At 59.8% G+C, this 24,815-nt stretch carries 17 protein-coding genes and 1 pseudogene; 9 read left to right on the top strand and 9 right to left on the bottom strand.

Annotated elements, in window-relative coordinates; all coding sequences use genetic code 11:
* Nucleotides 1-13 precede the first annotated feature (13 nt).
* The gene (locus tag QOM10_RS01775) at nt 14-1,378 is read left to right on the top strand and encodes a formimidoylglutamate deiminase (RefSeq protein WP_316917482.1); all 1,365 of its coding nucleotides are present in this window, start codon (nt 14-16) and stop codon (nt 1,376-1,378) included.
* A gap of 123 nt (nt 1,379-1,501) precedes the next feature.
* Here QOM10_RS01775 and QOM10_RS01770 read toward each other — a convergent pair whose 3' ends face one another.
* Nucleotides 1,502-2,071 (bottom strand): lipocalin family protein, encoded by a 570-nt coding sequence (locus QOM10_RS01770; protein WP_116029265.1) that lies wholly within the window; start codon nt 2,069-2,071, stop codon nt 1,502-1,504.
* A 30-nt stretch (nt 2,072-2,101) separates the two neighbouring features.
* Nucleotides 2,102-2,356 carry a hypothetical protein gene (locus tag QOM10_RS01765; protein ID WP_003220802.1) on the bottom strand — a complete coding sequence of 85 codons (255 nt, stop codon included), beginning with the start codon at nt 2,354-2,356 and terminating at the stop codon, nt 2,102-2,104.
* A 282-nt stretch (nt 2,357-2,638) separates the two neighbouring features.
* On the opposite strand from QOM10_RS01765, the pseudogene QOM10_RS31190 reads away from it, so the two are divergent.
* Both QOM10_RS31190 and QOM10_RS31185 read left to right on the top strand, forming a co-directional pair.
* A pseudogene (locus QOM10_RS31190) lies at nt 2,639-3,673 on the top strand (cache domain-containing protein); the annotation flags it as partial.
* A 93-nt stretch (nt 3,674-3,766) separates the two neighbouring features.
* Complete coding sequence (locus QOM10_RS31185) at nt 3,767-4,531, top strand: methyl-accepting chemotaxis protein (RefSeq protein WP_371920137.1); 765 nt, start codon at nt 3,767-3,769, stop codon at nt 4,529-4,531.
* A 198-nt stretch (nt 4,532-4,729) separates the two neighbouring features.
* Here the strand turns inward: QOM10_RS31185 and QOM10_RS01755 are convergent, their stop codons facing one another.
* The 5 genes from QOM10_RS01755 to QOM10_RS01735 form a co-directional block, all read right to left on the bottom strand.
* The gene (locus QOM10_RS01755; RefSeq protein ID WP_160037906.1) at nt 4,730-5,332 is read right to left on the bottom strand and encodes a DUF924 family protein; all 603 of its coding nucleotides are present in this window, start codon (nt 5,330-5,332) and stop codon (nt 4,730-4,732) included.
* A 3-nt stretch (nt 5,333-5,335) separates the two neighbouring features.
* Entirely contained in the window at nt 5,336-6,346 is a 1,011-nt protein-coding gene (locus QOM10_RS01750) for a class 1 fructose-bisphosphatase (RefSeq protein ID WP_007909265.1), read from the bottom strand.
* A gap of 330 nt (nt 6,347-6,676) precedes the next feature.
* Complete coding sequence (locus QOM10_RS01745; RefSeq protein ID WP_127925502.1) at nt 6,677-8,041, bottom strand: DUF3999 domain-containing protein; 1,365 nt, start codon at nt 8,039-8,041, stop codon at nt 6,677-6,679.
* Complete coding sequence (locus QOM10_RS01740) at nt 8,038-11,622, bottom strand: DUF2339 domain-containing protein (RefSeq protein WP_316917481.1); 3,585 nt, start codon at nt 11,620-11,622, stop codon at nt 8,038-8,040. The genes QOM10_RS01745 and QOM10_RS01740 overlap by 4 nt, the downstream gene beginning before the upstream one ends.
* 254 nt (nt 11,623-11,876) lie before the next feature.
* On the bottom strand, nt 11,877-14,327 hold the full coding sequence (locus tag QOM10_RS01735) for a glycogen/starch/alpha-glucan phosphorylase (RefSeq protein ID WP_150750172.1): 2,451 nt from the start codon (nt 14,325-14,327) through the stop codon (nt 11,877-11,879).
* Nucleotides 14,328-14,587: 260 nt separating this feature from the next.
* Here QOM10_RS01735 and QOM10_RS01730 point away from each other — a divergent pair, with 260 nt between their 5' ends.
* Nucleotides 14,588-15,025, top strand: a complete 438-nt coding sequence (locus QOM10_RS01730; RefSeq protein WP_008080573.1) for a YkgJ family cysteine cluster protein — start codon at nt 14,588-14,590, stop codon at nt 15,023-15,025.
* Nucleotides 15,026-15,317: 292 nt separating this feature from the next.
* Here QOM10_RS01730 and typA read toward each other — a convergent pair whose 3' ends face one another.
* Nucleotides 15,318-17,138: a translational GTPase TypA gene (gene typA / locus QOM10_RS01725; protein WP_034153003.1), complete on the bottom strand. Its 1,821-nt coding sequence runs from the start codon at nt 17,136-17,138 to the stop codon at nt 15,318-15,320.
* Nucleotides 17,139-17,277: 139 nt separating this feature from the next.
* Nucleotides 17,278-18,732, bottom strand: a complete 1,455-nt coding sequence (gene thiI / locus QOM10_RS01720) for a tRNA uracil 4-sulfurtransferase ThiI (RefSeq protein WP_095047172.1) — start codon at nt 18,730-18,732, stop codon at nt 17,278-17,280.
* A gap of 328 nt (nt 18,733-19,060) precedes the next feature.
* Between thiI and glnA the strand changes: the two genes are divergently transcribed.
* The 5 genes from glnA to ntrC all read left to right on the top strand — a co-directional run bounded on the left by glnA (nt 19,061) and on the right by ntrC (nt 24,636).
* Nucleotides 19,061-20,467 carry a type I glutamate--ammonia ligase gene (glnA, locus tag QOM10_RS01715; RefSeq protein WP_007909254.1) on the top strand — a complete coding sequence of 469 codons (1,407 nt, stop codon included), beginning with the start codon at nt 19,061-19,063 and terminating at the stop codon, nt 20,465-20,467.
* A 286-nt stretch (nt 20,468-20,753) separates the two neighbouring features.
* The gene (locus QOM10_RS01710; RefSeq protein ID WP_150775697.1) at nt 20,754-21,266 is read left to right on the top strand and encodes a DUF4124 domain-containing protein; all 513 of its coding nucleotides are present in this window, start codon (nt 20,754-20,756) and stop codon (nt 21,264-21,266) included.
* Nucleotides 21,263-21,886, top strand: a complete 624-nt coding sequence (locus QOM10_RS01705) for a DUF4124 domain-containing protein (RefSeq protein WP_316917480.1) — start codon at nt 21,263-21,265, stop codon at nt 21,884-21,886. The genes QOM10_RS01710 and QOM10_RS01705 overlap by 4 nt, the downstream gene beginning before the upstream one ends.
* 231 nt (nt 21,887-22,117) lie before the next feature.
* Nucleotides 22,118-23,203 carry a nitrogen regulation protein NR(II) gene (glnL, locus tag QOM10_RS01700; RefSeq protein ID WP_064117045.1) on the top strand — a complete coding sequence of 362 codons (1,086 nt, stop codon included), beginning with the start codon at nt 22,118-22,120 and terminating at the stop codon, nt 23,201-23,203.
* Nucleotides 23,200-24,636, top strand: coding sequence for a nitrogen regulation protein NR(I) (gene ntrC / locus QOM10_RS01695; protein WP_007961729.1), 1,437 nt, complete (start codon nt 23,200-23,202; stop codon nt 24,634-24,636). Before glnL ends, ntrC begins: the two co-directional genes overlap by 4 nt.
* The last annotated feature ends 179 nt before the right edge of the window (nt 24,637-24,815 follow it).

Below are 24,815 nucleotides of genomic sequence, written 5' to 3'. Positions count from 1 at the left end.
GGGGTGCTGAACCATGTCCGCCTTCTTTGCCGAACGCGCACTGCTGCCTAACGGATGGGCCAACAATGTACGTCTTGAGGTCAGCGCCGATGGCCTGCTGACTAAAATTCAGGCCGATTCCACCGCAGATGACGCCGAACGGCTGAGCGGCCCGCTGTTGCCGGGCATGCCTAATTTGCACTCCCACGCCTTCCAGCGAGCGATGGCGGGTCTGGCCGAAGTGGCCGGCAACCCGAACGACAGTTTCTGGACGTGGCGCGATCTGATGTATCGGCTCGTCGGAAAAATCAGCCCGGATCAGCTCGGCGTCATTGCCCGTCAGCTGTACATCGAAATGCTCAAGGCCGGTTACACATCGGTGGCCGAATTTCATTACGTGCATCACGACAGCAATGGTCAGCCGTATGCCGATCCGGCTGAGCTGGCGTTGCGCATCAGTCAGGCGGCGAGTGAAAGCGGCATCGGTCTGACCCTGTTGCCGGTGCTCTACAGCCACTCCGGTTTTGGCGGCCAGACGCCGAGTGACGGCCAGCGCCGCTTCATCAACAGCACCGAAAATTACCTGAATCTGCAATCGCGTTTGCAGCCGTTACTGGCGCAGCAAAAGGCGCAGTCGCTGGGCCTTTGCTTCCACTCGTTGCGCGCGGTCACGCCGCAGCAGATCAGCGAAGTCTTGGCGGCCAGCGACAAGCAATGCCCGATTCACATCCACATCGCCGAACAACAGAAAGAAGTCGACGACTGCCTGAGCTGGAGCGGTCGGCGTCCGCTGCAATGGCTGTACGAAAATACCGAAGTCGATCAGCGCTGGTGCCTGGTGCACGCGACCCACGCCAATCCGGAAGAAGTCACGCTGATGGCCAAGAGTCGCGCCATTGCCGGCCTGTGCCTGACCACCGAAGCGAACCTGGGTGACGGGATTTTCCCGGCAGTAGATTTCCTCGCTCAGGGCGGGCGCATGGGCATCGGTTCCGACAGCCATGTGTCGCTGAGCGTGGTGGAGGAATTGCGTTGGCTGGAATACGGCCAGCGTCTGCGTGATCAGCGCCGTAATCGTTTGTATGGCGCGGATCAGCCGATGGTTGGGCGCACGCTGTATGACGCGGCGCTGGACGGTGGTGCGCAGGCGATGGGTCAGCCGGTTGGTGCGCTGGAAGTTGGCAAGCGGGCGGACTGGATTGTGCTCGATGGCAGCGATCCGTATCTGGCGACGGCTACGGGTGACGGGATTTTGAATCGCTGGTTGTTTGCCGGAGGGGATCGGCAGGTCCGCGATGTGTTGGTCAATGGCCAGTGGGTAGTGCGCGATGGCCGGCATGCAGGGGAAGAGGACAGTGCTCGTGCCTTCACCCAGGTTCTGCGCGACCTCCTCGGCTGACAGCTGATCGTTCCCACGCTCTGCGTGGGAATGCAGCCCGGGACGCTCTGCGTCCCACAAGCGGACGCAGAGCGTCCATTGAGACACTCCCACGCGGAGCGTGGGAGCGATCAGGATGGGTGATTAATTCGAGGTCTTGGCCATCTGCCGATCCGACGCGCGCCAGATCAAGCGCGTGGTGTCATAGCCCTGCTGACGCGCCTTGCTCAGCAGCTCTTCACGCACCACACCGTTGACGGTCGGCGTGCGCGACAGCAACCACATGTACTTGCGACTCGGGTCGCCGACGATGGCGGTCTTGTAGTCATCGCTGACGTACAACACCCAGTATTCACCTTTCGCCACACCCGGAATCAGACGCGAGAACCAGGTATCGAATTCGACCCAGAGCTTGTCGGTCTTGCCCGGCACCTGTGGATAAGCCGTGCCCTTGGCTTCTTCCCATTGCCAGTCCGGGGTCAGGCAGCGATTGAGCACCGCGACATTACCGTCAGGCTTGAGGGTGTAATGGGCTTCGGATTGCGCGCAATTGCGCTGGAAGTACATCGGCAAGCGCGCCAGTTCATACCAGGTGCCCTGATAACGCTTGAGATTGACGCTGTTGACGGTTTTCGGCGCCAACGGGTCGACGCCGGAACTGGCGCAGCCGGCCAGTACCAGGCCGGCAAAAAGGATCAGCAATAACCGCTTCATTTTTTTTCTCCGTGGGCGCGAAGCCCCGGTTTACTTCAGGCCTTGGCCGGAAAACATCAGCACTTTGTCACCGGCGTACTGCACGCTGATAAAGCTGTTTTTGTCGCCCCAGGTGCAACTGGACATGCCGAGCGCGCCCGAGCAATCGGTGGGCTTGCCGAGCAGGGTCTCGACTTCGGCCTTGGCCATGCCGGCCGAGAGCTTCGAGTAGTTTTCCTGATTGACCTTGCTGCATGCGGCCAACAGCACGCAAAACGTCAGAAGGGCGATAGATCGCAGCGACATGGTGTAACTCCTGGAACGAGGGGGGGATGGCATGGTGCCAACCAGAAGCTTAGAAGAGAAAACCCTCATCTGGTTCCGTGGGGGAATGGCTATTTATTAGCCCGCCCGTCTGGCATTTGCCGGTAAATCAGACACTTTGTAGGGCTATTGAGCATTTCGTCGCCTTTCGCCAAAGACGCCTAATCTTTGGCGCGCCGCGGTCGAAATAAGAGCAGCGCAAAGCCCCCGAGTGTGGCAAATTGCCGCCCTTTCTTGACCAGCCCCTTCGCGGTAGCTCATTCGATGACCAGAAACATGAAATTCAGCCACAAGATCTTGTTGGCTGCCGCCCTCGTGGTGGCCGTTGCGTTCGCCTGTTTCATTTTCTTCAACGACTATCGACAGCGCGAAGCCTTGAGCACGAGCACCGAAGCGTCGATGCAGGAGCTGGGCAGCCTGACCACCAGCAATATCCAGACCTGGCTGGAAAGTCGCATTCAGTTGCTGCAATCGCTGTCGCAGCAAGTGGCCGTCGACGGCAACGCCCCGGCCAGCCTGAAACGCATCATCGACCTGCCCGCCTACACCGGCAATTTCCAGCTCAGCTATTTCGGCGGAGCCGACGGCGTGATGTTCTCGGTACCGGCCGGCAACCGCGCGCCGGACTACGATCCACGTGCACGCGGCTGGTACAAAGCAGCGAACAGCGCGCAGCAGACCATCGTCACCGAACCGTACATCGCCGCGTCCTCGGGCAAACTGGTGATCACCGTTGCCACCCCGGTGCAGCGCCAGGGCCAGATGCTCGGCGTCGCCGGTGCCGACATCGATCTGACCAGCGTCAGCGCAATCATCAACTCGCTGAACTTCGGTGGCCACGGCCATGCATTCATCGTCAGTGCCGACGGCAAGATCCTGATCCACCCGGACAGCAAACTGGTGCTCAAGACCCTCGCCGAGGCCTACCCGAATGGCGCGCCAAAAGTCAGCCCGGGCCTGAAAGAAGTCGAGTTCGATGGCAAGACCCAACTGATCTCCTTCACCCGCGTCAACGGCGTGCCGTCGGCCGATTGGTACGTGGCGCTGGTGCTCGATAAAGACACCGCGTTCTCGATGCTCAGCGAATTCCGCACCTCGGCGCTGATCGCCATGATCATTGCCGTGGTGATCATCATCGCCCTGCTCGGCATGCTGATCCGCGTGCTGATGCAGCCACTGCTGACCATGGGCCGCGCGATGCACGACATCGCCGAAGGTGAAGGCGACTTGACCAAGCGTCTGGTCATCCACGGCAACGACGAATTCGGCGCGCTGGGTACCTCGTTCAACCGCTTCGTCGAACGTATCCACACCTCGATTCGCGAAGTATCGTCGGCCACCGGCCAGGTCAACGAAGTCGCCCTGCGTGTCGTCGCAGCGTCGAACTCGTCGATGTACAACTCCGACCAGCAGGCCTCGCGCACCAACAGCGTCGCTGCCGCGATCAACCAGCTCGGTGCCGCCGCCCAGGAAATCGCCCAGAACGCCGCCCTCGCCTCGCAGCATTCCAGCGACGCGCGCAGCCTTGCGGTCGACGGTCAGCAGGTTGTGGATAAAACCATCCAGGCCATGCAGCAGCTGTCGGCGAAGATCAGCGACTCCTGCGGCAACATCGAAACCCTGAACAGCAACACGGTGAACATCGGCCAGATTCTCGAAGTGATCACCAGCATTTCCCAGCAGACCAACCTGCTCGCGCTCAACGCTGCGATCGAAGCGGCACGAGCCGGTGAAGCCGGTCGTGGTTTCGCCGTGGTCGCCGATGAAGTGCGCAACTTGGCGCACCGCACTCAGGATTCGGCGCAGCAAGTGCAGAAGATGATCGAAGAGCTGCAAGTCGGCGCGCGCCAGGCGGTCAGCATCATGACCGAGAGCCAGCGCGAGAGCGAAAGCAGCGTCGGCATCGCCAACCAGGCCGGTGAGCGATTGGGCAGCGTGACTCAGCGTATTGGCGAGATCGACGGGATGAACCAGTCGGTGGCCACCGCGACTGAAGAGCAGACGGCAGTGGTCGAGTCGATCAATGTCGATATCAACGAGATCAACACGCTGAATCAGGAAGGTGTGGAGAACTTGCAGGCGACGTTGCGCGCGTGCTCGGATCTGGAGCAGCAGGCGGCGCGGTTGAAGCAATTGGTGGGTAGTTTCCGCATTTAAGATCAAGGGCTTTACCCCCTCACCCCAGCCCTCCCGAAACGTCGGACCGCCCCCAGGGGGGCGAGGGGGAAAGGGAGCAGATCTTCAGGCCTTTCAAAACCTGAGTTCGACTCAGGTCTCTCAAGTCGATGTACCTACAACATCCACCTCGGTCAGTCCCCTCTCCCCCCGGGAGAGGGTTAGGGTGAGGGCAAGCCCTTAAAACCGCGACCCCGGCTCAGAAAGAAACACCAACTCCTCAGCCGTAGACTCCCGCCCCAACACCGCATTGCGATGCGGAAACCGGCCAAACCGCGCAATCACCTTTTGATGCCGCTCGGCATAATCCAGATTGTCGGCAAACACCGCGCGCTCCGCTTCCGGCTGTTCAGCCACCAGTTCGATAAACCGGGAAACTGCCTCATTCTGCACCGCGAGGTTTTCGCAGTGTTCGAACACCAGATAAATGAATACACGCTGAATCGGCTTCAACTGCCGATCGAAATCCGCGGCAATACCTTGCGCGACGAGTTTCTGCGCGCGCAGATCACCGGAGAACGCTTTGGGAGTATCACGAAAGATCATTCGCGGCAGTTGATCGAGCAGTAGCACCACCGCCAGCCAACCTTCGGGACGTTGCGTCCACTCGGTCAATTCACCAGCGATGGCCTGATCGACAAAGACCCCGAAACGCTCACGCGCTTCGAGGTCTTGGCTGTCTCGCTTGCCAAACCACAACTTGCCCTTGTCAGCCGATATCTCGTCGGGGGATTCGGCGTGTCCGAACCACCAATCGAGCAACGGCTGCCAGGGCGCGGTCATGGTTTATTCCTTGTGGTAGGCCGTAGCGCGTGCGACTTCTTCTTTCGAGCCGAGGAACACTGCTACGCGCTGGTGCAGGCCTTCAGGCTGGATGTCGAGAATACGCTGATGACCGTCGGTGGACGCGCCGCCTGCTTGTTCCACCAGGAACGACATCGGGTTGGCTTCGTACATCAGACGCAGTTTGCCTGGCTTGGATGGCTCACGGCTGTCGCGCGGGTACATGAACAGACCGCCACGGGTCAGGATGCGGTGTACGTCGGCAACCATCGCCGCGACCCAACGCATGTTGTAATTCTTTTTCAGCGGACCTTCTTCACCGGCCAGCAGCTCGCCCACGTAGCGTTGTACCGGGGCTTCCCAGTGACGCTGGTTGGACATGTTGATGGCGAATTCCTGGGTCGATTCAGGAATGGTGATGTCTTCGTGAGTCAGCACGAAGCTGCCCATTTCGCGGTCGAGGGTGAAACCTTTCACGCCGTCGCCCAAGGTCAGTACCAGCATGGTCTGCGGGCCGTAGATCGCGTAACCGGCGGCAACCTGCTGAGTGCCTGGCTGCAGGAACGCTTTTTCGTTCAGCGGCTCGTTCTGGCTCAGGTATTCGTTCGGGCAACGCAGTACCGAGAAGATAGTGCCGACCGGGGCGTTGATGTCGATGTTCGACGAGCCGTCCAGTGGGTCGAATACCAGCAGGTACGCGCCTTTCGGGTATTTGCCCGGGATCTGGTAGGCATTGTCCATTTCTTCGGACGCCATGCCGGCCAGGTGACCGCCCCATTCGTTGGCTTCGAGCAGGATTTCGTTGGAGATCACGTCGAGCTTCTTCTGCACTTCGCCTTGGACGTTTTCAGTGCCCATGCTGCCCAGAACACCACCCAGGGCGCCTTTGGACACGGCGTGGCTGATTTCTTTGCAAGCACGCGCCACCACTTCGATCAGGAAACGCAGATCGGCAGGAGTGTTATTGCTGCGGGTCTGCTCAATCAAATAGCGACTCAGGGTAACGCGGGACATGGACGGCTCCGGTGGAATGGGGGGCTAAAAACCCGCGCAGTTTACAGGGAGTCTGAAACCGTAGCGAGCGAAGACGCCCGGTAACGTGCGTTGGGGTGTATTTGCCTGTATGAGACGTGATTGTCGGGGGAGAGTTCAGGTAGCGGGTTTAGCGTAGACCGGTTCGGGACGGGTGGTGCAGGTGATCGAGACAGTTTTTGGATTTTTGTCGTTTGGGAAAACGCTATCGCGAGCAGGCTCACTCCTACAGTTAACAGTATTCCAACTGAAGAAATGCGATCCCCTGTAGGAGTGAGCCTGCTCGCGATCGGGTGCGCAGCACCCGCCCTTTCAAGATTTAGCGGGAGGCTTGCGCAACAAGCTAAATGCCATCGCCCCGAGAAAAACCACGCTGAGCAACAACACCGCCCACAAGCCGATCTTCTTCCAGTTGGTCTCCGCCACCGCCGCTGTGGTCGCCGTCGAAGTCTGCGTAGCCACCACGGCACCCTGCACCGACGCCTTACCCAACGTAGCCAGCTTCTCCGGTTTGAAATCGGGAATAAGCGTCGCCAATGGCAAGTTCGCCGTTTTCACCGTCGGATTACCCAACGCCAAACTGTACGGCCCCTCCCCCCGTGCAAGGAAAATCACCTGCGTGGCTCGCACCGCGTACTTCACGCTTGGCGCCTGCTCGCCCAGACCACCGCCACGCTCATCTACCGTCAGCTTCAACTGTTGTACGGTCTGCCCGTAGAGCTGCAATTCGTTCTGCACCACGTCCTGACCATTCTGGGTCAGGCGATAGAGCAGACCGCTGCTCAGTTCCTGCCACGGCAAGCTGCTTTCACGTCGGCCCGACAATGTCACCGGCGCCAGACTGTTCGGTTGTTTGATTTCGACCTGCACCCGCTCGACATTCAGCCCCATCGGCAACTGCCAGGTGTATTCCCCGGCCTTGGTGCTGCTGCCGGCCACTGCCTGCGACCAGACCAACGGCAGCGGCACATTGCGCGGATCACTGCTTTTCAGTTGTGCCGCCGTCAGGATCGGCGCCGAATTCGGCGACTCCCACAACAGCCGCACATAACGCGCCGATTGCCCCGGCAATGTCACTTCATGCTGCTCGATGCGCTCATCGGAAAAGGTCAGCCGTGCCACCTGCCCTTCGCCCCATGGCTGCCAATGTTGCAGGTCGTCACTGGCCTCAATGCTGAAGCGCTGAAAACCGTCGCGCTCGCTGGTCCAGTCGAGGATCAACTGCTGCAACGGCGCCTTGATCGCACTCGCATCCAACAGCCAGCCGCGCAGAATCTCTTCTCCCGCCTCCAACTGACTGGACGGCTGCACCTCGACCAATGTGCCGTTGGTGGTCGCTTGCACACGCACATTCGGCGCGCGTTCACTGGCGTCAGCGGCGTTGTACAGCGGGAACCATTTCACCTCATGTAACTGACCGTCGTCGCGGGTCTGCGCCGACTCGCGCGCCAAGGCGTAAGCCTGCGGTTCGCCGGCGGCATTGAACACACGCAGATCACTGAGATCGGTCTGGCGTGCCTGCAATTGCACGCTCAACGGCAATTCGAGGCGGTACCACGGGCCGTTGCCACTGACCGACAACGGCACCTGCGTGGCGAAGTCCGCCGGTTTTTCCTGGGCGCCGGCCGCCATCACCACGCCCAACGCCAACCAACCCAGATTCAGCATGCGACTCAAGATGAAACTCCTTCGGTGTCCGGGACCGGTTTGTCCGCCGCCGGGTCAGCATCGACGCGCTTGGGCGGCAGCGGCGCGAAATAACCGACCACCAGCAACAACACTCCGACGCCGATAAACGAGACGATCCGGGCGAGACCGCCACGGTTGCTCAGTTCGACAAAAATCAGTTTGGCCACGACCAGCGCAATCAATGCTGCGCCGATCAGCCACACTTCGCGGCGATGACGCAGATGGCCGCCGATCATCAGCCCGAGCGCCATCAGCGTCCAGACGATCGACAAGCCAGCCTGCACCAGCATTGAGGCGAGCAGCGTATCCAGCTCGAACGGGATCCCGGCCCAATGGTGCGCGGCGCGGGTGACCAGCGCGGTGCAGAAGGCGAACAGCGAAATCCCGGCAATCAATTGCGTGGCGTTATCGGCGTAGTCCTGTCGAATCGACAACTGCGAAATCGCACTGCGCGACCAGACATAGACGCCGAACAAGGCGAACAACAAACCCAGCTCTAATGGATTGAGCAGCGGCACGTAAGGAAGTGGCTCGGCATTACCATCGCTGACGCCATTGGCCAGCCAGAACCACGCCAGCATCAATACCGCCAGCGGCACAGCCGCATACAAGCAGTACTCGCGGGCAAACGCTGCGACCGGCCACGGCCAGTTGCGCGGTGCTGCTGCCAGCAGCAGGTAAACGCTTGGCAGAATCGCCCAACCCAGCCAACGCCAGGCGTTGTATTGCTCGGACAACAGCAGCAGGCCGTAGCGAAATTCCAGCGCCAGCACGCCGATCAGCAGCCAGCAGCCGAGCACATGTGCCGTGCTCAAAGCGCGCGCCGGCAGCATCGGCGCCAAGCGTCGCAAGCTGAAGAAATGCACGGCGAATATCGCCGCCCATGCCAGCCAGCCGAAGTCAGCTGCCGGGTGATAACGCGAATGCCACGCGCCGAACAGCACAAGAGCCGCCGCCGGAATCAGCAAGGTGCAGAGCAAGCCCAGCGCCGGCCATTTCAAACGTAGCGACAACACAGTCCACAACCCCACGCTTACGGCTGCAACCAAGAGCAGCAACGTGCCTTGCAGATTCGGCGCAGCAAAACGCAGTACCTCGCTGACCCACGCCAACGCCCACCAACCCGCGCCCCACACCAGCAATACTTCGGACAAGCGCTGCAAACTCAACGCATCGAATGCCGAGGCGTGATTGCCCAGTTGCAGGCGCCACGCACCGATCATTGCCGCCAGCCCCAGCACCAGCGGCGTCCAGAATCCGCCATGGGCCAAAGGCTTCAGCCCTTCGCTGGACAGCGGCCCGAGCAGTTCCGGACCGGCCAGCAAGAACGCCGCGCCGCCAATCACCTGCAATAGCAGACCAAAAACAAAACTCACACGCTGCTTGAGGTACAGACTCAGCCAGATGATCAGCAGGCCACTGGCCGCCCACACCGCGCTCGCGGTCTGCCACGGCAGGACAAACAACACCGCGAGATTGATCAGCACCAGACCGGCCAACAACACCACCGACAGACCGCGCAGCAGACGCACGTCGCCGCGCACCATTTCATCGCGAGCCGCCAACAGCATGCCGGCAATCAACGCCAGACCGATCAGCGAAGCGCTGAGCAAGCCACTCCAACCGGCGCTGAACACCGCCGCCGAGTCTTCGCCCGCGCCTTGCAGGCGCAACAAGAACAGTGCGCCACCGAGTAACTGCACGGCAAACGCGGTGAACAGGAACGTGCGCGACTGAATTCGCAGGCCGACAAACAACGTCACCAACCCGGCCAGTGCCCAACTGATCGCCGTGGCCTGAACGAAGAAGAACAGCGGCGCCAGCAGATAAAGGAAGGTCAGGCCCAGACACGCCAGCACCGGCAAGCCTTGACGCTCCCAGGGCGAGGCCTGTTGCGGCGAAGCCTTGCGCAATTGGTAGAAACTGAACAGCAACGCGAAGCCCAGCATCAACGCGCCCAGCGGAGCACCGTCGAGCAAACTGCTTTCGCCAACCCGCAACTGACTGAGGAAGGCTAACGCGGAACCCAGTTGCAGTAGCAAGGCAAAGGCCCGGGCGAACGGTCGATGCTGACGCAGACCGAGCCAGAAAATCCCCGCGCCTTCCACCGCCCATGCCGCCGAGGTCCAGCGCGCATCCAGCCCCAGCGGGATCGCCAGACTGGCAAAAATCACCCCGAGCGCCAGACAGGTTTCACCCAGCAGCACCGCACGACCGCCCATCAATACCTTGGCCAGCACCATGTAGATCATGCCCAACGCCAGCGCACTGAACGCCGCGGCAAACTCCAGATGCTGCACCAGCGCAAACTGCAAACCGAAACCAATGATTGGCGGACCGAACAGCATCGTCCCGTCGACATAATCGCCCTTGCGGGCCGACCAGTGCAGCAAGGCATCACGGTCGCTGTCTGCCGGCGCGTCAGACATATCGAGCAATTTGCGCCGGGCAAACAACAGGCCGATAGCGAGGTACATCAGGAAGAACAGAATCAGGAACGGCTCGGTGCTCCACAACAGCTCCGGCGCATACGAACGCAGGCCCCAGGCGAAGCCGATACCGAAGGTGCCGACAAAGCCGATCAGGTTGAGCAAGCGCCAGGCCTTGAACCAGGCGATAGCGAGAATGCCGGCATTGAGCAAAGCGAAATAACTGAACAGTGCGACGTGGTTGCCGGCGCCGGTCGAGGTCAGGATCGGTGCGGCGAATCCACCCAATGCGGCGACGGCAGCCAACGCCAGCGAGTCTTGGGTGATCGCCAGAATCGCCGAAAATACCGTCACCGCGACCAACAATCCCAGCGCTGCGGACTGATCGAGCAACGGATGCAGACGCATCGCCGCGAACACCGTCAGGTACAGCACCGCAATCCCGGTGCCTTGCAGCATCAAGGCGTAACTGCTGTTGCGCCGCCGCAGCCACCAGCCTAGCGCCAGCAGGCCCAACGCGGCTGCCGCGACACCGGCGTAACGTACCTCGATCGGCACAACCATGCCTTCGGTGGCGTAGCGCAGCAGGAATGCCAGACCGAAGAACAGCAACACCACGCCGACGCGCAGCACGGTGTTGCCGCCGAACAACCAATTGCGCGCGGCGCTGATGCCACGCTCGATAAGGTTCGGCCCACGGGGTTCGGCAGGTGTTTGCGGTTCGGGCGTGACGGCGTCGAGGCGCCACACATCAGCGGGCAGCGGTTGACTGGTTTCACTGGCGACGGCGGAAATCGGTTCGAGTTCGGGCGGCAGTTCCCAGACCAGTTCGGGGACCGGGGCTTCTTCGACTGCTTTGAGGGGTTCGACGACAGGTTCGGCGGCCGGCGCCGAAGTCGGTGGCGGCGCGGCATGAAGGGGCGCGCCTTCGAGCAAAAACAGACGTTGCTCGACGCCTTGCAAAGCGACCTTCGCCTGCTCAAGTTGCTGCTGTTGCTCCGCCGCCAGCGAGCCAAGCCGCGCGATGCGGATCGTCTGCCCGATAGCCAGTCCGAGCAACGCGCCTAATAGCGCATCACTGAACGACTCGTCGAGCAGCCAGCCGAGCGCCAGCCCGATCAACATGAACATCCATTGCATGGTCGATATCCCTAAGCAGCCCCAAGACGGGGCGAGTCCGGCGATTGCTTCAGTCTAGGCACAAACCCTGTGGGAGCGAGCCTGCTCGCGAAAGCGGTTTGTCAGCCAACATTTCTGTTTAACATGACAACCGCTTCGCGAGCAGGCTCGCTCCCACATTGGATTGGTGGTGACTGGCGCTGCCGGTAACCGGCGCTCAGTATATCGATCCGGCCCAACAAACGTTGGGCCTTGCACACAATTGTCGCGAAAAACTACTCCAGCGCTTTCCAGATATCCGTGGCGTACTCGCGAATCGTCCGGTCCGAGGAGAACCAGCCCATCCGCGCCGTGTTGAGCACCGCCGAACGCCACCAGTTGTTGGAGTCGTGCCAATGCGCTTCGACCCGCTTCTGCGCTTCCCAATACGAGTCGAAGTCGGCGCAGACCAGAAAGCGGTCGTAATCCACCAGCGAATCGATCAGCCCGGTGTAACGCGACGTGTCGTCCGGCGAGAACACCCCGCTGCGGATCGCCTGCAGCACATCGTTCAGACGATGGGAGGCGGCGATGTCCGGCAACGCGCTGAACTCGTGGTTCTGTTTACGCGCTTCAACCTGCTGCGCGCTGAGGCCGAAAATGAACATGTGCTCGGCACCGATGCGCTCGCACATTTCCACGTTGGCGCCGTCCAGCGTGCCGATGGTCAGTGCACCATTGAGACCGAACTTCATGTTACTGGTGCCCGACGCTTCGAAGCCGGCAGTGGAGATCTGCTCGGACAAGTCCGCCGCCGGAATGATGCTCTCTGCAAGGCTGACGTTGTAGTTGGGCAGGAACACCACTTTCAGCAAGCCGCGCACGGTCGGATCGTTGTTCACCACTCGAGCGATATCGTTGGTCAGCTTGATGATCAGTTTGGCCTGGTGATAACTCGCTGCGGCTTTACCGGCGAAGATTTTCACCCGTGGCACCCAGTCGACTTCCGGCTCGGCGCGAATCGCCTGATACAACGCCACGGTGTGCATCAGGTTGAGCAACTGGCGTTTGTATTCGTGGATCCGCTTGACTTGCACATCGAACATCGCCGCCGGATTGACCGCGATGCCCAGCCGTTCGTGAATCAGATAGGCCAGCGCTTTTTTGCTGTGCAGCCGTTGTTCGGCAAAAGCTTTACGGAACGCAGTTTTTTCGGCAAACGGCTCGAGATCGAGCAGACGCTCTTCGGGGTTATCCAGTAGATCCGGGCCGAGCGCGTCGACCAGCATCGAAGTCAGTTCAGAGTTGGCCTGATACAACCAGCGGCGGAAGGTAATGCCGTTGGTTTTGTTGTTGATCCGCTCCGGATACAGCTTGTGCAGTTCGGCGAACACGGTTTTGCGCATCAATTGCGTGTGCAATCCGGACACGCCATTGACGCTGTGCGAACCGAGGAAAGCGAGGTTGCCCATGCGCACCCGGCGACCGTTGTCCTCTTCGATCAGCGACACCGCACGCAGCACGTCAAAATCATGAATGCCTTTGGCGCGCAGCGAGTCGATGTGCTGGGCGTTGATCAGGTAAATGATCTGCATGTGCCGCGGCAGCATGCGTTCCATCAGGCCCACCGGCCAGGTTTCCAGCGCTTCCGGCAGCAGCGTGTGGTTGGTGTACGACAGCGTGTCGACGGTGACTTGCCACGCCGCATCCCAGGCTACATCGTAGACGTCGACCAGTTGGCGCATCAGTTCGGCTACGGCAATCGAGGGGTGGGTGTCGTTGAGCTGGATCGCCGCGTGATCGCCCAAGGTCAACACCGAGGTGTGCATATTGCGGTGACGACGCAGCAGATCTTGCAGCGACGCAGCGACAAAGAAATATTCCTGGCGCAGGCGCAGCTCTTGCCCTGCTTCGGTGCTGTCCGCCGGGTAAAGCACGCGGGAGATGCTTTCGGCACGGGCTACTTCGGCAACGGCGCCCAAGTGGTCACCGGCGTTGAAGCGTTCCAGGTGCAAATCTTCCATGGCGCGGGCACGCCACAGGCGCAAAGTGTTAACGCTCGCCCCGCGCCAGCCGACTACCGGCGTGTCGTAAGCAATGGCGCGAACGGTTTCTGCTGGCGACCAGACTTGCTTGGATTTACCAGAGACATCGGTCACGGTTTCAACGCTGCCACCGAAGCCGATGGTGTAAACCACTTCCGGCCGCTCGAACTCCCACGGGTTACCGAAATCCAGCCAGTGCTCGGTCTGCTCCTGCTGCCAGCCGTCAACGATGGCCTGACGGAACAAGCCGTGTTCGTAACGAATGCCGTAACCGTGACCGGCGATGCCGAGAGTCGACATGCTTTCCATGAAGCATGCGGCCAGACGACCGAGGCCGCCGTTGCCGAGCGCCGCATCGGGCTCCAGCAGACGGATGCGCTCCAGATCAACACCGAGTTCAGTCAGCGCTTCGCGGGCCACATCGAGCAGGCCAAGATTGCTCAGGCTGTCGTAGAGCAAACGGCCGATAAGAAATTCCAGCGAGAGGTAATACACCCGTTTCTGACCTTTGCGGTAGATCTGCCGGGTGTGGTCCATCCAGTGTTCGACCATGTGATCACGCGCCGCCAACGCAATGGCTTCGAACCAGTCATGGTCGAAGGCGTGATCGGGGTCTTTGCCCACGGCGTAGGTGAGTTTGGTCAGGACGGCGTCGCGAAATGCGGCCACCTCTGCTTCGCGAACTAGTGGTTCTTGAGTCATCGATAGGACCTCGAGCGAGCGGGGAATTGTCTGAGCCTAGACGGTCTGACCGACGGTAGCGGCTCTGGTTCGGCAGTTTTTCCCGAGACTGTGAGATAGCCCGGCATTACCTTGGCGAGTGAGCTAATGAATGCAGGGGCCGTGCCGAATTGTCCGGCAATGTGCCTGCACGCAGAAAAAATCTGGCGAAAGGTTGTTCAAAAATCCACCAGTCCCGGTATGATCGCGCGCCCTGATGCATACACACCTGGTAACTCCCGATGATGAAGCCCAACCTGATTGCCGCCGCCGAGATCGATCGTCTCGATACGTGGGCGAAATACTCAGCCCCGATGTGCGGTTCCTGCATATCCAGCTGCTGCACGCTGCCGGTTGAGGTAAAGATCAAGGATCTGGTGCGCATCGGTGTGGTCGACGAGTTCGAACTGGGTGACCCGCCAAAGAACATCGCCAAGCGTCTGCAAAAGGAAGGCCTGGTTGAACGTTTCAATCAGAAGTCCGGCATCTTCACCCTGCAGCGCATGAGCAACAACGATTGCTACTACCTGGATCGTAAGAGCCGCCTGTGCACCATTTATGACAAGCGCCCGGACACTTGCCGCAATCACCCGAAGATCGGGCCGCGGCCGGGGTATTGCGCGTACAAGCCGAAGGAAGTCGTGCGCGAGCAGAATTTCCGCGCGATCGAGAAGTTTTAAACGCTTACCCTCATCGGAACGCCGCCCGCCCAGCCCTCTCCCGGAGGGAGAGGAAGCCGACCGAGGTGTCTTGCGCCTGACACCGACCTGAAAAATCCAGTCGATTATAGATTCGGTACAGCCCCACCAGGTCGACGCATTTCTAAAACATCCCCCAATCAGTCCCCTCTCCCTCCGGGAGAGGGCTAGGGTGAGGGGCTCTTGATCTTCAAGACCCAACCTGCTTTCCCCCAGACAAACAAAAACGCCCCCGGTCTCGCGACCGGGGGCGTTTTTTCAAGCTCGGGCTAAGTTACGCCTTGGCTTTCTTGGCAGCGCGGGTACGCTCGCTTTCGTCCAGGATCTTCTTGCGAAGACGGATGGACTTAGGAGTAACTTCGCACAGCTCGTCTTCCTGGATGTATTCCAGAGCCTGTTCCAGGGTGAAGCGAACAGGTGGAACCAGAGCGATGGTTTCGTCTTTACCCGAAGCACGCATGTTGTCGAGCTTCTTGCCTTTGGTCGGGTTTACACCCAGGTCGTTGTCGCGGCTGTTCTGACCAACGATTTGACCGTTGTAGATCTCCTGGCCGTGTTCTACGAACAGCTTGCCACGAGCCTGCAGGGTTTCCAGCGAGTAGGTCAGTGCCTTGCCGGTTTCAACCGAAACCAGAACGCCGTTCTGACGGCCGGACATGTGGCCCGACTTGACGGTGTCGTAGCGATCGAAGATCGAGGTCAGGATGCCAGCACCGTTGGTCAGGGTCAGGAACTGGTTACGGAAACCGATCAGACCGCGAGCAGGGATGTTGTATTCCAGACGAACACGGCCTTTGCCATCCGGCACCATGTTGCTCAGGTCGCCCTTACGCAGACCCATCTCTTCCATGACCTTGCCCTGAGCTTCTTCAGGGATGTCGATGGTGACGTTTTCGAACGGTTCTTGTTTAACGCCGTTCACTTCACGAATGATTACTTCAGGACGGCCCAGGGCCAGCTCGAAGCCTTCGCGACGCATGGTTTCGATCAATACCGAGAGGTGCAGCTCACCACGGCCGGAAACCTTGAACTTGTCAGCGGTGTCGCCTTCTTCAACGCGCAGTGCAACGTTGTACAGCAGCTCTTTGTCCAGACGGTCCTTGATGTTACGGGACGTCACGAACTTGCCTTCTTTACCGCAGAATGGCGAGTCGTTTACCTGGAAGGTCATCGAAACGGTTGGCTCGTCAACGGTCAGAGGCTTCATCGCCTCGACAGTGTCCGGGTGGCACAGGGTGTCGGAGATGAACAGCGAGTCCATACCGCTGATGCAAACGATATCGCCTGCTGCAGCTTCTTCAACGTCGATGCGGTGCAGACCGTGGTGACCCATCAGTTTCAGGATACGGCCGTTACGGCGCTTGCCGTCGGCACCGATCGCCACAACCGGGGTGTTCGGCTTGACGCGGCCACGAGCGATACGGCCAACGCCGATAACACCCAGGAAGCTGTTGTAGTCCAGAGCGGAGATCTGCATCTGGAACGCGCCATCACGGTCAACAGCCGGAGGCGGAACGTGGTCGACTACCGCTTGGTACAGCGGGGTCATGTCTTCAGCCATGGCGGTGTGATCCAGACCGGCAATGCCGTTCAGGGCCGAGGCGTAAACAACCTGGAAGTCCAGTTGTTCTTCGGTAGCACCGAGGTTGTCGAACAGGTCGAAGATCTGGTCCAGAACCCAGTCCGGACGCGCGCCTGGCCGGTCAACCTTGTTGATTACCACGATCGGACGCAGGCCGGCTTCGAAAGCCTTCTTGGTCACGAAACGGGTTTGCGGCATAGGGCCGTCTTGAGCGTCAACCAGCAGCAGAACGGAGTCGACCATCGACATTACGCGTTCAACTTCGCCGCCGAAGTCGGCGTGGCCCGGGGTGTCCACGATGTTGATGTGGTAGCCGTTCCAGTTGATGGCGGTGTTTTTCGCCAGAATGGTAATACCGCGCTCTTTTTCCTGGTCGTTGGAGTCCATCACGCGCTCGTCGTTGAGCTCGTTGCGCTCCAGAGTGCCGGATTGACGCAGGAGTTTGTCTACCAGGGTGGTTTTACCATGGTCAACGTGGGCAATGATGGCGATGTTGCGTAGATTTTCGATCACTTGTGTATCTCGATCAGAGGATTCGGTTTGCTGACAAGTCTTGGCAGCGATTAGCAGTAGTGTCCGGCATGGCCGTTACAGCTTGACGGCGGTGTCGGGGGGCCGGTGACGCAGGCCACAGGCAAACAGCCCCGGGCACTTAGCTCGGTCGATAAACGCGCACATTGGCATGCCCCTCACTGAGCAAATGGTGAGCATGCAGGCGACTCATCACGCCTTTGTCGCAATACAGCAGGTACTGGCGAGTCGGATCCAGCTCCTTGAAACGAGCGTTCACTGCGTAGAACGGCATCGTCTGTACTTCTACGCCAGCGAGTTCCAGCGGCTCATCCTCGGCGGCATCCGGGTGACGGATGTCGATCACGATCTGGCCGGCCAGTGCTTCGCTGACTTCTTCAATCTGTACGTCCTGGCCCAATTCGTCGATCACCCGATCGATCGGCACCAGTTTGGCGTTTTCGAGCGCACGCTCGAGGACCGCCATGTCGAATTCTTTCTCTTCGTGCTCAACGCGACCGCGTTTGGCGGCGGTCTTCGGATTGACCGAAATAACGCCGCAGTATTCCGGCATGTGCCGGGCGAAATCGGCGGTGCCGATCTCGTTGGCCGTGTCGATGATGTCCTGCTTGTGCGCCACGATCAGCGGACGCAGGACCAGTTTGTCGGTCACGCAGTCGATCACCGACAGGTTCGGCAGCGTCTGGCTCGACACCTGGGAGATCGCCTCACCGGTGACCAGCGCTTCGATGTGCAGACGGTCGGCGATGTTGGAGGCCGCGCGCAACATCATACGCTTCAATACGACGCCCATATGACTGTTATCGACTTTGCCGAGAATTTCGCCCAACACTTCTTCGAACGGAACACTGACAAATAGCACGCGTTGCGAGCTGCCGTACTTCTTCCAGATGAAATGCGCGACTTCCATCACGCCCAATTCATGGGCACGACCGCCCAGATTGAAGAAGCAGAAGTGCGTCATCAGGCCGCGACGAATGATCTGGTAGGCCGCAACCGTCGAGTCAAAGCCGCCGGACATCAATACCAGCGTCTGCTCCAGGGCGCCGAGCGGGTAGCCGCCGATGCCGTTGTGCTGGCTGTGAATGACGAACAACCGTTTGTCGCGAACTTCGATACGGACTTCGATTTCCGGCGCTTTCAGGTCGATACCGGCGGCACCGCACTCACGGCGCAGCTTGCTGCCGACGTATTTTTCGACGTCCATCGAGCTGAAGGTGTGCTTGCCGGCACGCTTGCAGCGCACCGAGAAAATCTTCCCGGCCAGTGCATCGCCGTAGTGCTGTTTGCACTTCTCGGTGATGTCGTCGAAGTCGCCCAGCGGGTACTCGTCGATCTGCAGGAAGTGCGCGATGCCCGGCATGCAGGTCAGGCGCTCACCCATCTCTTTCAAGGCTTTGGGGTCGGTAACGCGGGTTTCCAGCTCGAGATTGTCCCACACACCGTTCACCACCACGGCCGGGTCCAGGTCGCGGAGCACGGTGCGGATGTTCTTGGCCAGCTGGCGGATGAACTTCGTCCGGACAGGTCGGCTTTTGATGGTGATCTCGGGGAAGACTTTTACGATTAGTTTCATGAAAACAGCGCGCGAACGGCCAGCCGAAAAAGGGGGGCGCGGATTATAGCGGAAATTGCTCAAGGTTTAACCAGTTAATGTGCAGAAGGTTTTGCACGCACCAAAACAGGTCATTTTCGTTTTACGACGCTACATTAAAGGGCGAGATTTTCCGCATTCAGGCGCTTTGCACCTTAATAAGCGTGAATCTGGGGCAAAAAACCCATGCTGGGGCACTGGCATGCAATTTGCTCCCTTGTGAGGCAGGTTGCCTTGGCAGAGTATTCGCGCCGGCATCACCCAAATTCAAGGGCATCCACTACCAAGCCCGAAGCCACCCGGAGGACATATGTCGAAGACGGTTCAACTCATCAAAGATCATGACGTCAAGTGGATTGATCTGCGCTTCACGGACACCAAAGGCACTCAGCACCACGTGACCATGCCGGCTCGCGATGCGCTGGATGAAGACTTCTTCGAAGTCGGCAAGATGTTCGACGGTTCCTCCATCGCTGGCTGGAAAGGCATCGAAGCCTCCGACATGATCCTGATGCCGGTTGACGAAACTGCCGTTCTCGACCCGTTCACCGAAGACGCCACCCTGATCCTGGTGTGCGACATCATCGAACCTTCGAGCATGCAAGGCTACGACCGCGACCCACGTGCGATCGCCAAGCGTGCTGAAGAACACCTGAAAGCCACCGGTATCGGTGACACCGTGTTCGCCGGTCCAGAGCCAGAATTCTTCATCTTTGACTCGGTGAAATTCAAGTCGGACATCTCCGGCTCGATGTTCAAGATCTACTCCGAGCAAGGTTCGTGGATGTCCGACCAGGACATCGAAGGCGGCAACAAGGGTCACCGTCCAGGCGTCAAAGGCGGCTACTTCCCGGTGCCACCGTTCGACCACGACCACGAAATCCGTACCTCCATGTGCAACGCACTGGAAGAAATGGGCCTGACCGTCGAAGTTCACCACCACGAAGTGGCGACTGCCGGTCAGAACGAAATCGGCGTCAAGTTCAACACCCTGGTGAAGAAAGCCGACGAAACCCAAACCCTGAAGTACGTTGTGCACAACGTTGCTGACGCTTACGGCCGCACCGCGACCTTCATGCCGAAGCCACTGTACGGCGACAACGGTTCGGGCATGCACGTACACATGTCGATCTGGAAAGACGGCAAGAACACCTTCGCAGGTGAAGGCTATGCCGGCCTGTCCGATACCGCTCTGTACTTCATCGGCGGCATCATCAAGCACGGTAAGGCCCTGAACGGCTTCACCAACCCGGCGACCAACTCCTACAAGCGTCTGGTACCAGGCTTCGAAGCTCCAGTGATGCTGGCCTACTCGGCTCGCAACCGTTCCGCTTCGATCCGTATTCCTTACGTGTCGAGCCCGAAAGCCCGCCGTATCGAAGCCCGCTTCCCGGATCCGGCTGCCAACCCGTACCTGGCCTTCGCAGCACTGCTGATGGCCGGTCTGGACGGTATCCAGAACAAGATCCACCCAGGCGACGCGGCTGACAAAAACCTGTACGACCTGCCGCCTGAAGAGGCGAAAGAGATCCCGCAAGTTTGCGGCAGCCTGAAAGAAGCCCTGGAAGAGCTGGACAAAGGCCGCGCGTTCCTGACCAAGGGCGGCGTGTTCTCCGACGACTTCATCGACGCTTACATCGCGCTGAAATCGGAAGAAGAAATCAAGGTTCGCACCTTCGTACACCCACTGGAATATGAGCTGTACTACAGCTGCTGATCCGGTAGCGCCGCGTTACGTGGCGTGAGTGAAAGAGGCCTCCTTCGGGAGGCCTTTTTTATTGCCCGCGATTTATGGCATCACACCGATCCCTGTGGGAGCGAACCTGCTCGCGATAGCGGTGGATCATTGGAGGTAATGCTGACTGACACGACGCCATCGCGAGCAGGCTCACTCCTACAGGGGATTTTTGGTGTCTGAATGATCTCGTGATGTGTGCAGGCTTGGGCCAACCGCCGCGTCTGTCCTATGCTGCACCCCATCGCTTTCAATCCCGGTCGATTTCATGGGTCGCACCTTTTTCTACATTCTGCTGCTGATCGCCCTGCCCGCCACTGCGCAGATCTACAAGTACACCGACGCCAACGGCAACACGGTGTATAGCGATCACTCGCCGGACGGTGTGCAGGCGCAGCCCGTGGAGTTGCCGCCGCTCAATCGTGTCGAGCCGCAGGCACCCGGCGCATCACCCGCGCCCGAAACCGACAACCGTGAACCTGTGCGCAACGCCTACGACATTCTTGAACTCGCAGGCCTGCCCACCGAAGAGGCCGTGCGCGCCAATAACGGCACGTTCACCGTCCAAGTGCTGATCAAGCCGCGCCTACAGCCGCCGCATCAGTTGAGGCTGGTATTGGACGATGAGCCTTACGGTCAGCCGAGCAACGTGCCGATCCTGCAACTGGTGAACGTCGATCGCGGCGAACATCGCCTCGCGGTGCAGGTGATCGACGGACAGACGATCATCCAGCAGAGCCCACCAGTACCTCTCAGCGTGCAGCGGGTGCACAAGCCATGATCCGCGCATGTTTGTTCGTCGTGTTGGCGCTGATGACGCTGCTGGCCTCAGCAGAGGTCTTCACCTATACCGATGCTCAGGGCAATCGTGTCTACACCGACCAGCCCCGCGGCAACGCCAAACGGGTGCCCATCGCGACCAGCAATCGCATGTCGGCCAATCCCAGCGCCGCTGCGCCGATTTCCACGGCGAAAAAATCCCCGGAACAGCCGCCCTTCCACTACGACATGCTGCGCATTCTGGTGCCCGAGCCCGATGCCACGATTCGCAGCAGTGCCGGCGAAATCATCGTCAGCGTCACCAGCGAGCCGGGCCTGCAAAAAGGCCATCGCTACCGGCTGTTGCTGGATGGACAGGCCACCGGCGAACCAGGTCTGAGTCCGGTGTTCCCGCTGAACAACATTGATCGTGGCAGCCATAACCTTTCAGTGGAAATCCTCGATGCACAGGGGCGAACGGTCGAACGCACCGCCAACCAGCCTTTCCTCATGCAGCGCATTTCTCTCGCGCAAAAACGCCAGATCAAACCCTGCGTCGCCGAAGACTACGGCGTGCGCCCGGAATGCCCACTGAAAGACAAACCGCCTGAGCCGAAAAACCCCTTCCTGCGTTTCTTCTAACGCCGTTCAGCTTTGCGCACTATATTGGTGCAATAGATTGCACCGTACCCACAATCCAACCCATTTTGGTTCGAAACTTCCCGTTCGAGCTGGCACCCTGCCACTCAAACGAGCGTCAAACGCCTGTTTCAGGCGTTTGACGCTTCTTTTCAGAGCCTTGGTTTGGTTTTTGCATTTTCCGTTCACCGACGCTTGCTTGTTGCGCACGCTCCGCCCCCAAAAGAGGCTCCGATGACCATTAGCGACGCAATCCACCGTTTGCTGCTCGACAACCTGACCACCGCCACGATCCTGCTCGACGCCGAATTGCGCCTCGAGTACATGAACCCGGCGGCGGAGATGCTGCTCGCCATCAGCGGGCAGCGCAGCCATGGGCAATTCATCAGCGAGCTGTTCACTGAATCCACCGAGGCGCTCAATTCCCTGCGCCAGGCGGTGGAACAGGCGCATCCGTTCACTAAACGCGAAGCGATGCTCACTGCCCTCACCGGCCAGACCTTGACCGTGGATTACGCGGTGACGCCAATCCTCAGCAATGGCGCGACCATGCTTCTGCTGGAAGTCCATCCGCGTGACCGCTTGCTGCGGATCACCAAGGAAGAGGCACAGCTGTCCAAACAGGAAACCAGCAAGATGCTGGTGCGCGGTCTCGCCCACGAGATCAAGAATCCGCTCGGCGGCATCCGCGGCGCAGCACAATTGCTGGCCCGCGAGCTGCCGGAAGACAGCCTGCGCGATTACACCAACGTGATCATTGAAGAAGCCGACCGCCTGCGCAATCTGGTCGACCGCATGCTCGGCTCGAACAAGCTGCCGTCGCTGGCGATGTGCAACGTCCACGAAGTGCTCGAGCGCGTCTGCCAACTGGTCGAAGCGGAAAGTCAGGGCTGCATCACCTTGGTGCGCGATTACGACCCAAGCATTCCCGACGTATTGATCGACCGCGAGCAAATGATTCAGGCGGTGTTGAACATCGTGCGCAACGCGATGCAGGCGATCAGCAGCCAGAACGAGCTGCGTCTGGGCCGCATCAGCCTGCGCACCCGCGCCATGCGCCAGTTCACCATCGGCCACATCCGCCATCGCCTGGTGACCAAGATCGAGATCATCGACAACGGCCCCGGGATCCCGGCGGAACTTCAGGAAACCATTTTCTTTCCCATGGTCAGCGGACGCCCGGACGGTACCGGGCTCGGTCTGGCCATTACCCAGAACATCATCAGCCAGCACCAGGGCCTGATCGAGTGTGACAGCCACCCAGGCCACACCACCTTCTCGATCTTTCTGCCACTGGAACAAGGAGCCACATCGACATGAGCCGTAGTGAAACCGTATGGATCGTCGATGACGACCGTTCTATCCGTTGGGTTCTGGAAAAGGCCTTGCAGCAGGAAGGCATGACCACCCAGAGCTTCGACAGTGCCGACGGTGTGATGAGTCGTCTGGCCCGTCAGCAGCCTGACGTGATCATTTCCGACATTCGCATGCCGGGTGCCAGTGGTCTGGATCTGTTGGCGCGAATCCGCGAGCAACACCCAAGGTTGCCGGTCATCATCATGACCGCTCATTCCGATCTGGACAGCGCTGTCGCCTCCTATCAGGGCGGCGCGTTCGAGTACCTGCCGAAGCCGTTCGACGTCGATGAGGCGGTGTCGCTGGTCAAGCGTGCCAATCAGCACGCCCAAGAACAGCAAGGCCTGGAAGTCGTGCCGGCGTTGACCCGCACCCCGGAAATCATCGGCGAAGCGCCGGCGATGCAGGAAGTATTTCGCGCCATCGGGCGCTTGAGCCACTCCAACATCACCGTGCTGATCAACGGTGAATCCGGCACCGGTAAAGAACTGGTCGCCCACGCCCTGCACCGCCACAGCCCACGCGCGGCCTCGCCGTTCATTGCACTGAACATGGCGGCGATCCCCAAGGATCTGATGGAATCCGAGCTGTTCGGCCATGAGAAAGGCGCGTTCACCGGCGCGGCGAACCTGCGTCGCGGCCGTTTTGAACAGGCTGATGGCGGCACATTGTTCCTCGATGAAATCGGCGACATGCCGGCTGACACACAGACTCGACTGTTGCGCGTATTGGCCGACGGCGAGTTCTATCGTGTTGGCGGCCATGTACCGGTCAAGGTCGACGTGCGCATCATTGCGGCGACGCACCAGAATCTGGAAACCCTGGTGCACGCCGGCAAATTCCGTGAGGACTTGTTCCACCGCCTCAACGTGATCCGCATCCACATCCCGCGCCTGTCGGATCGTCGCGAAGACATTCCGACCCTGGCCAAGCACTTCCTTAGCCGCGCCGCGCAGGAACTGGCGGTCGAGCCGAAACTGCTGAAAAGCGAAACCGAGGAATACCTGAAAAATCTGCCGTGGCCGGGCAACGTGCGTCAACTGGAGAATACGTGCCGCTGGATCACCGTGATGGCGTCCGGGCGCGAGGTACATATCAGCGACTTGCCGCCGGAACTGTTGAGCCTGCCACAGGACTCCGCACCAGTAACCAACTGGGAACAGGCGCTACGTCAGTGGGCGGATCAGGCATTGGCGCGCGGTCAGTCGAGCCTGCTCGACAGTGCGGTGCCGGCGTTTGAGCGGATCATGATCGAGACGGCGTTGAAGCATACCGCCGGACGTCGGCGTGATGCCGCGGTGTTGCTGGGTTGGGGGCGCAATACCCTGACGCGCAAGATCAAGGAATTGGGTATGAAGGTTGATGGTGGGGATGATGATGAGGGAGATGAGGGTTAACGCTTAAGGATTGTCGTGTACTCAGGATCGATCCCCCTCACTCCAGCCCTCCCGAAACGTCGGACCGCCTCCAAGGGGGAGAGGGGAAAGGGAGCCGATCTCGGGTGGTTTCAAGGCCTGAGTTCGGCTCGGTATCTCAGGTCGACGTAATTTGACCGGGCGACCCGGTCAGTCCCCTC

Origin of the sequence: Pseudomonas sp. P108, from assembly GCF_032613195.1 — a bacterium.
Classification (GTDB): Bacteria; Pseudomonadota; Gammaproteobacteria; order Pseudomonadales; family Pseudomonadaceae; genus Aquipseudomonas.
Note: the sequence above shows the minus strand (reverse complement) of the source record. Positions and strands in the feature narration are given on the sequence as shown.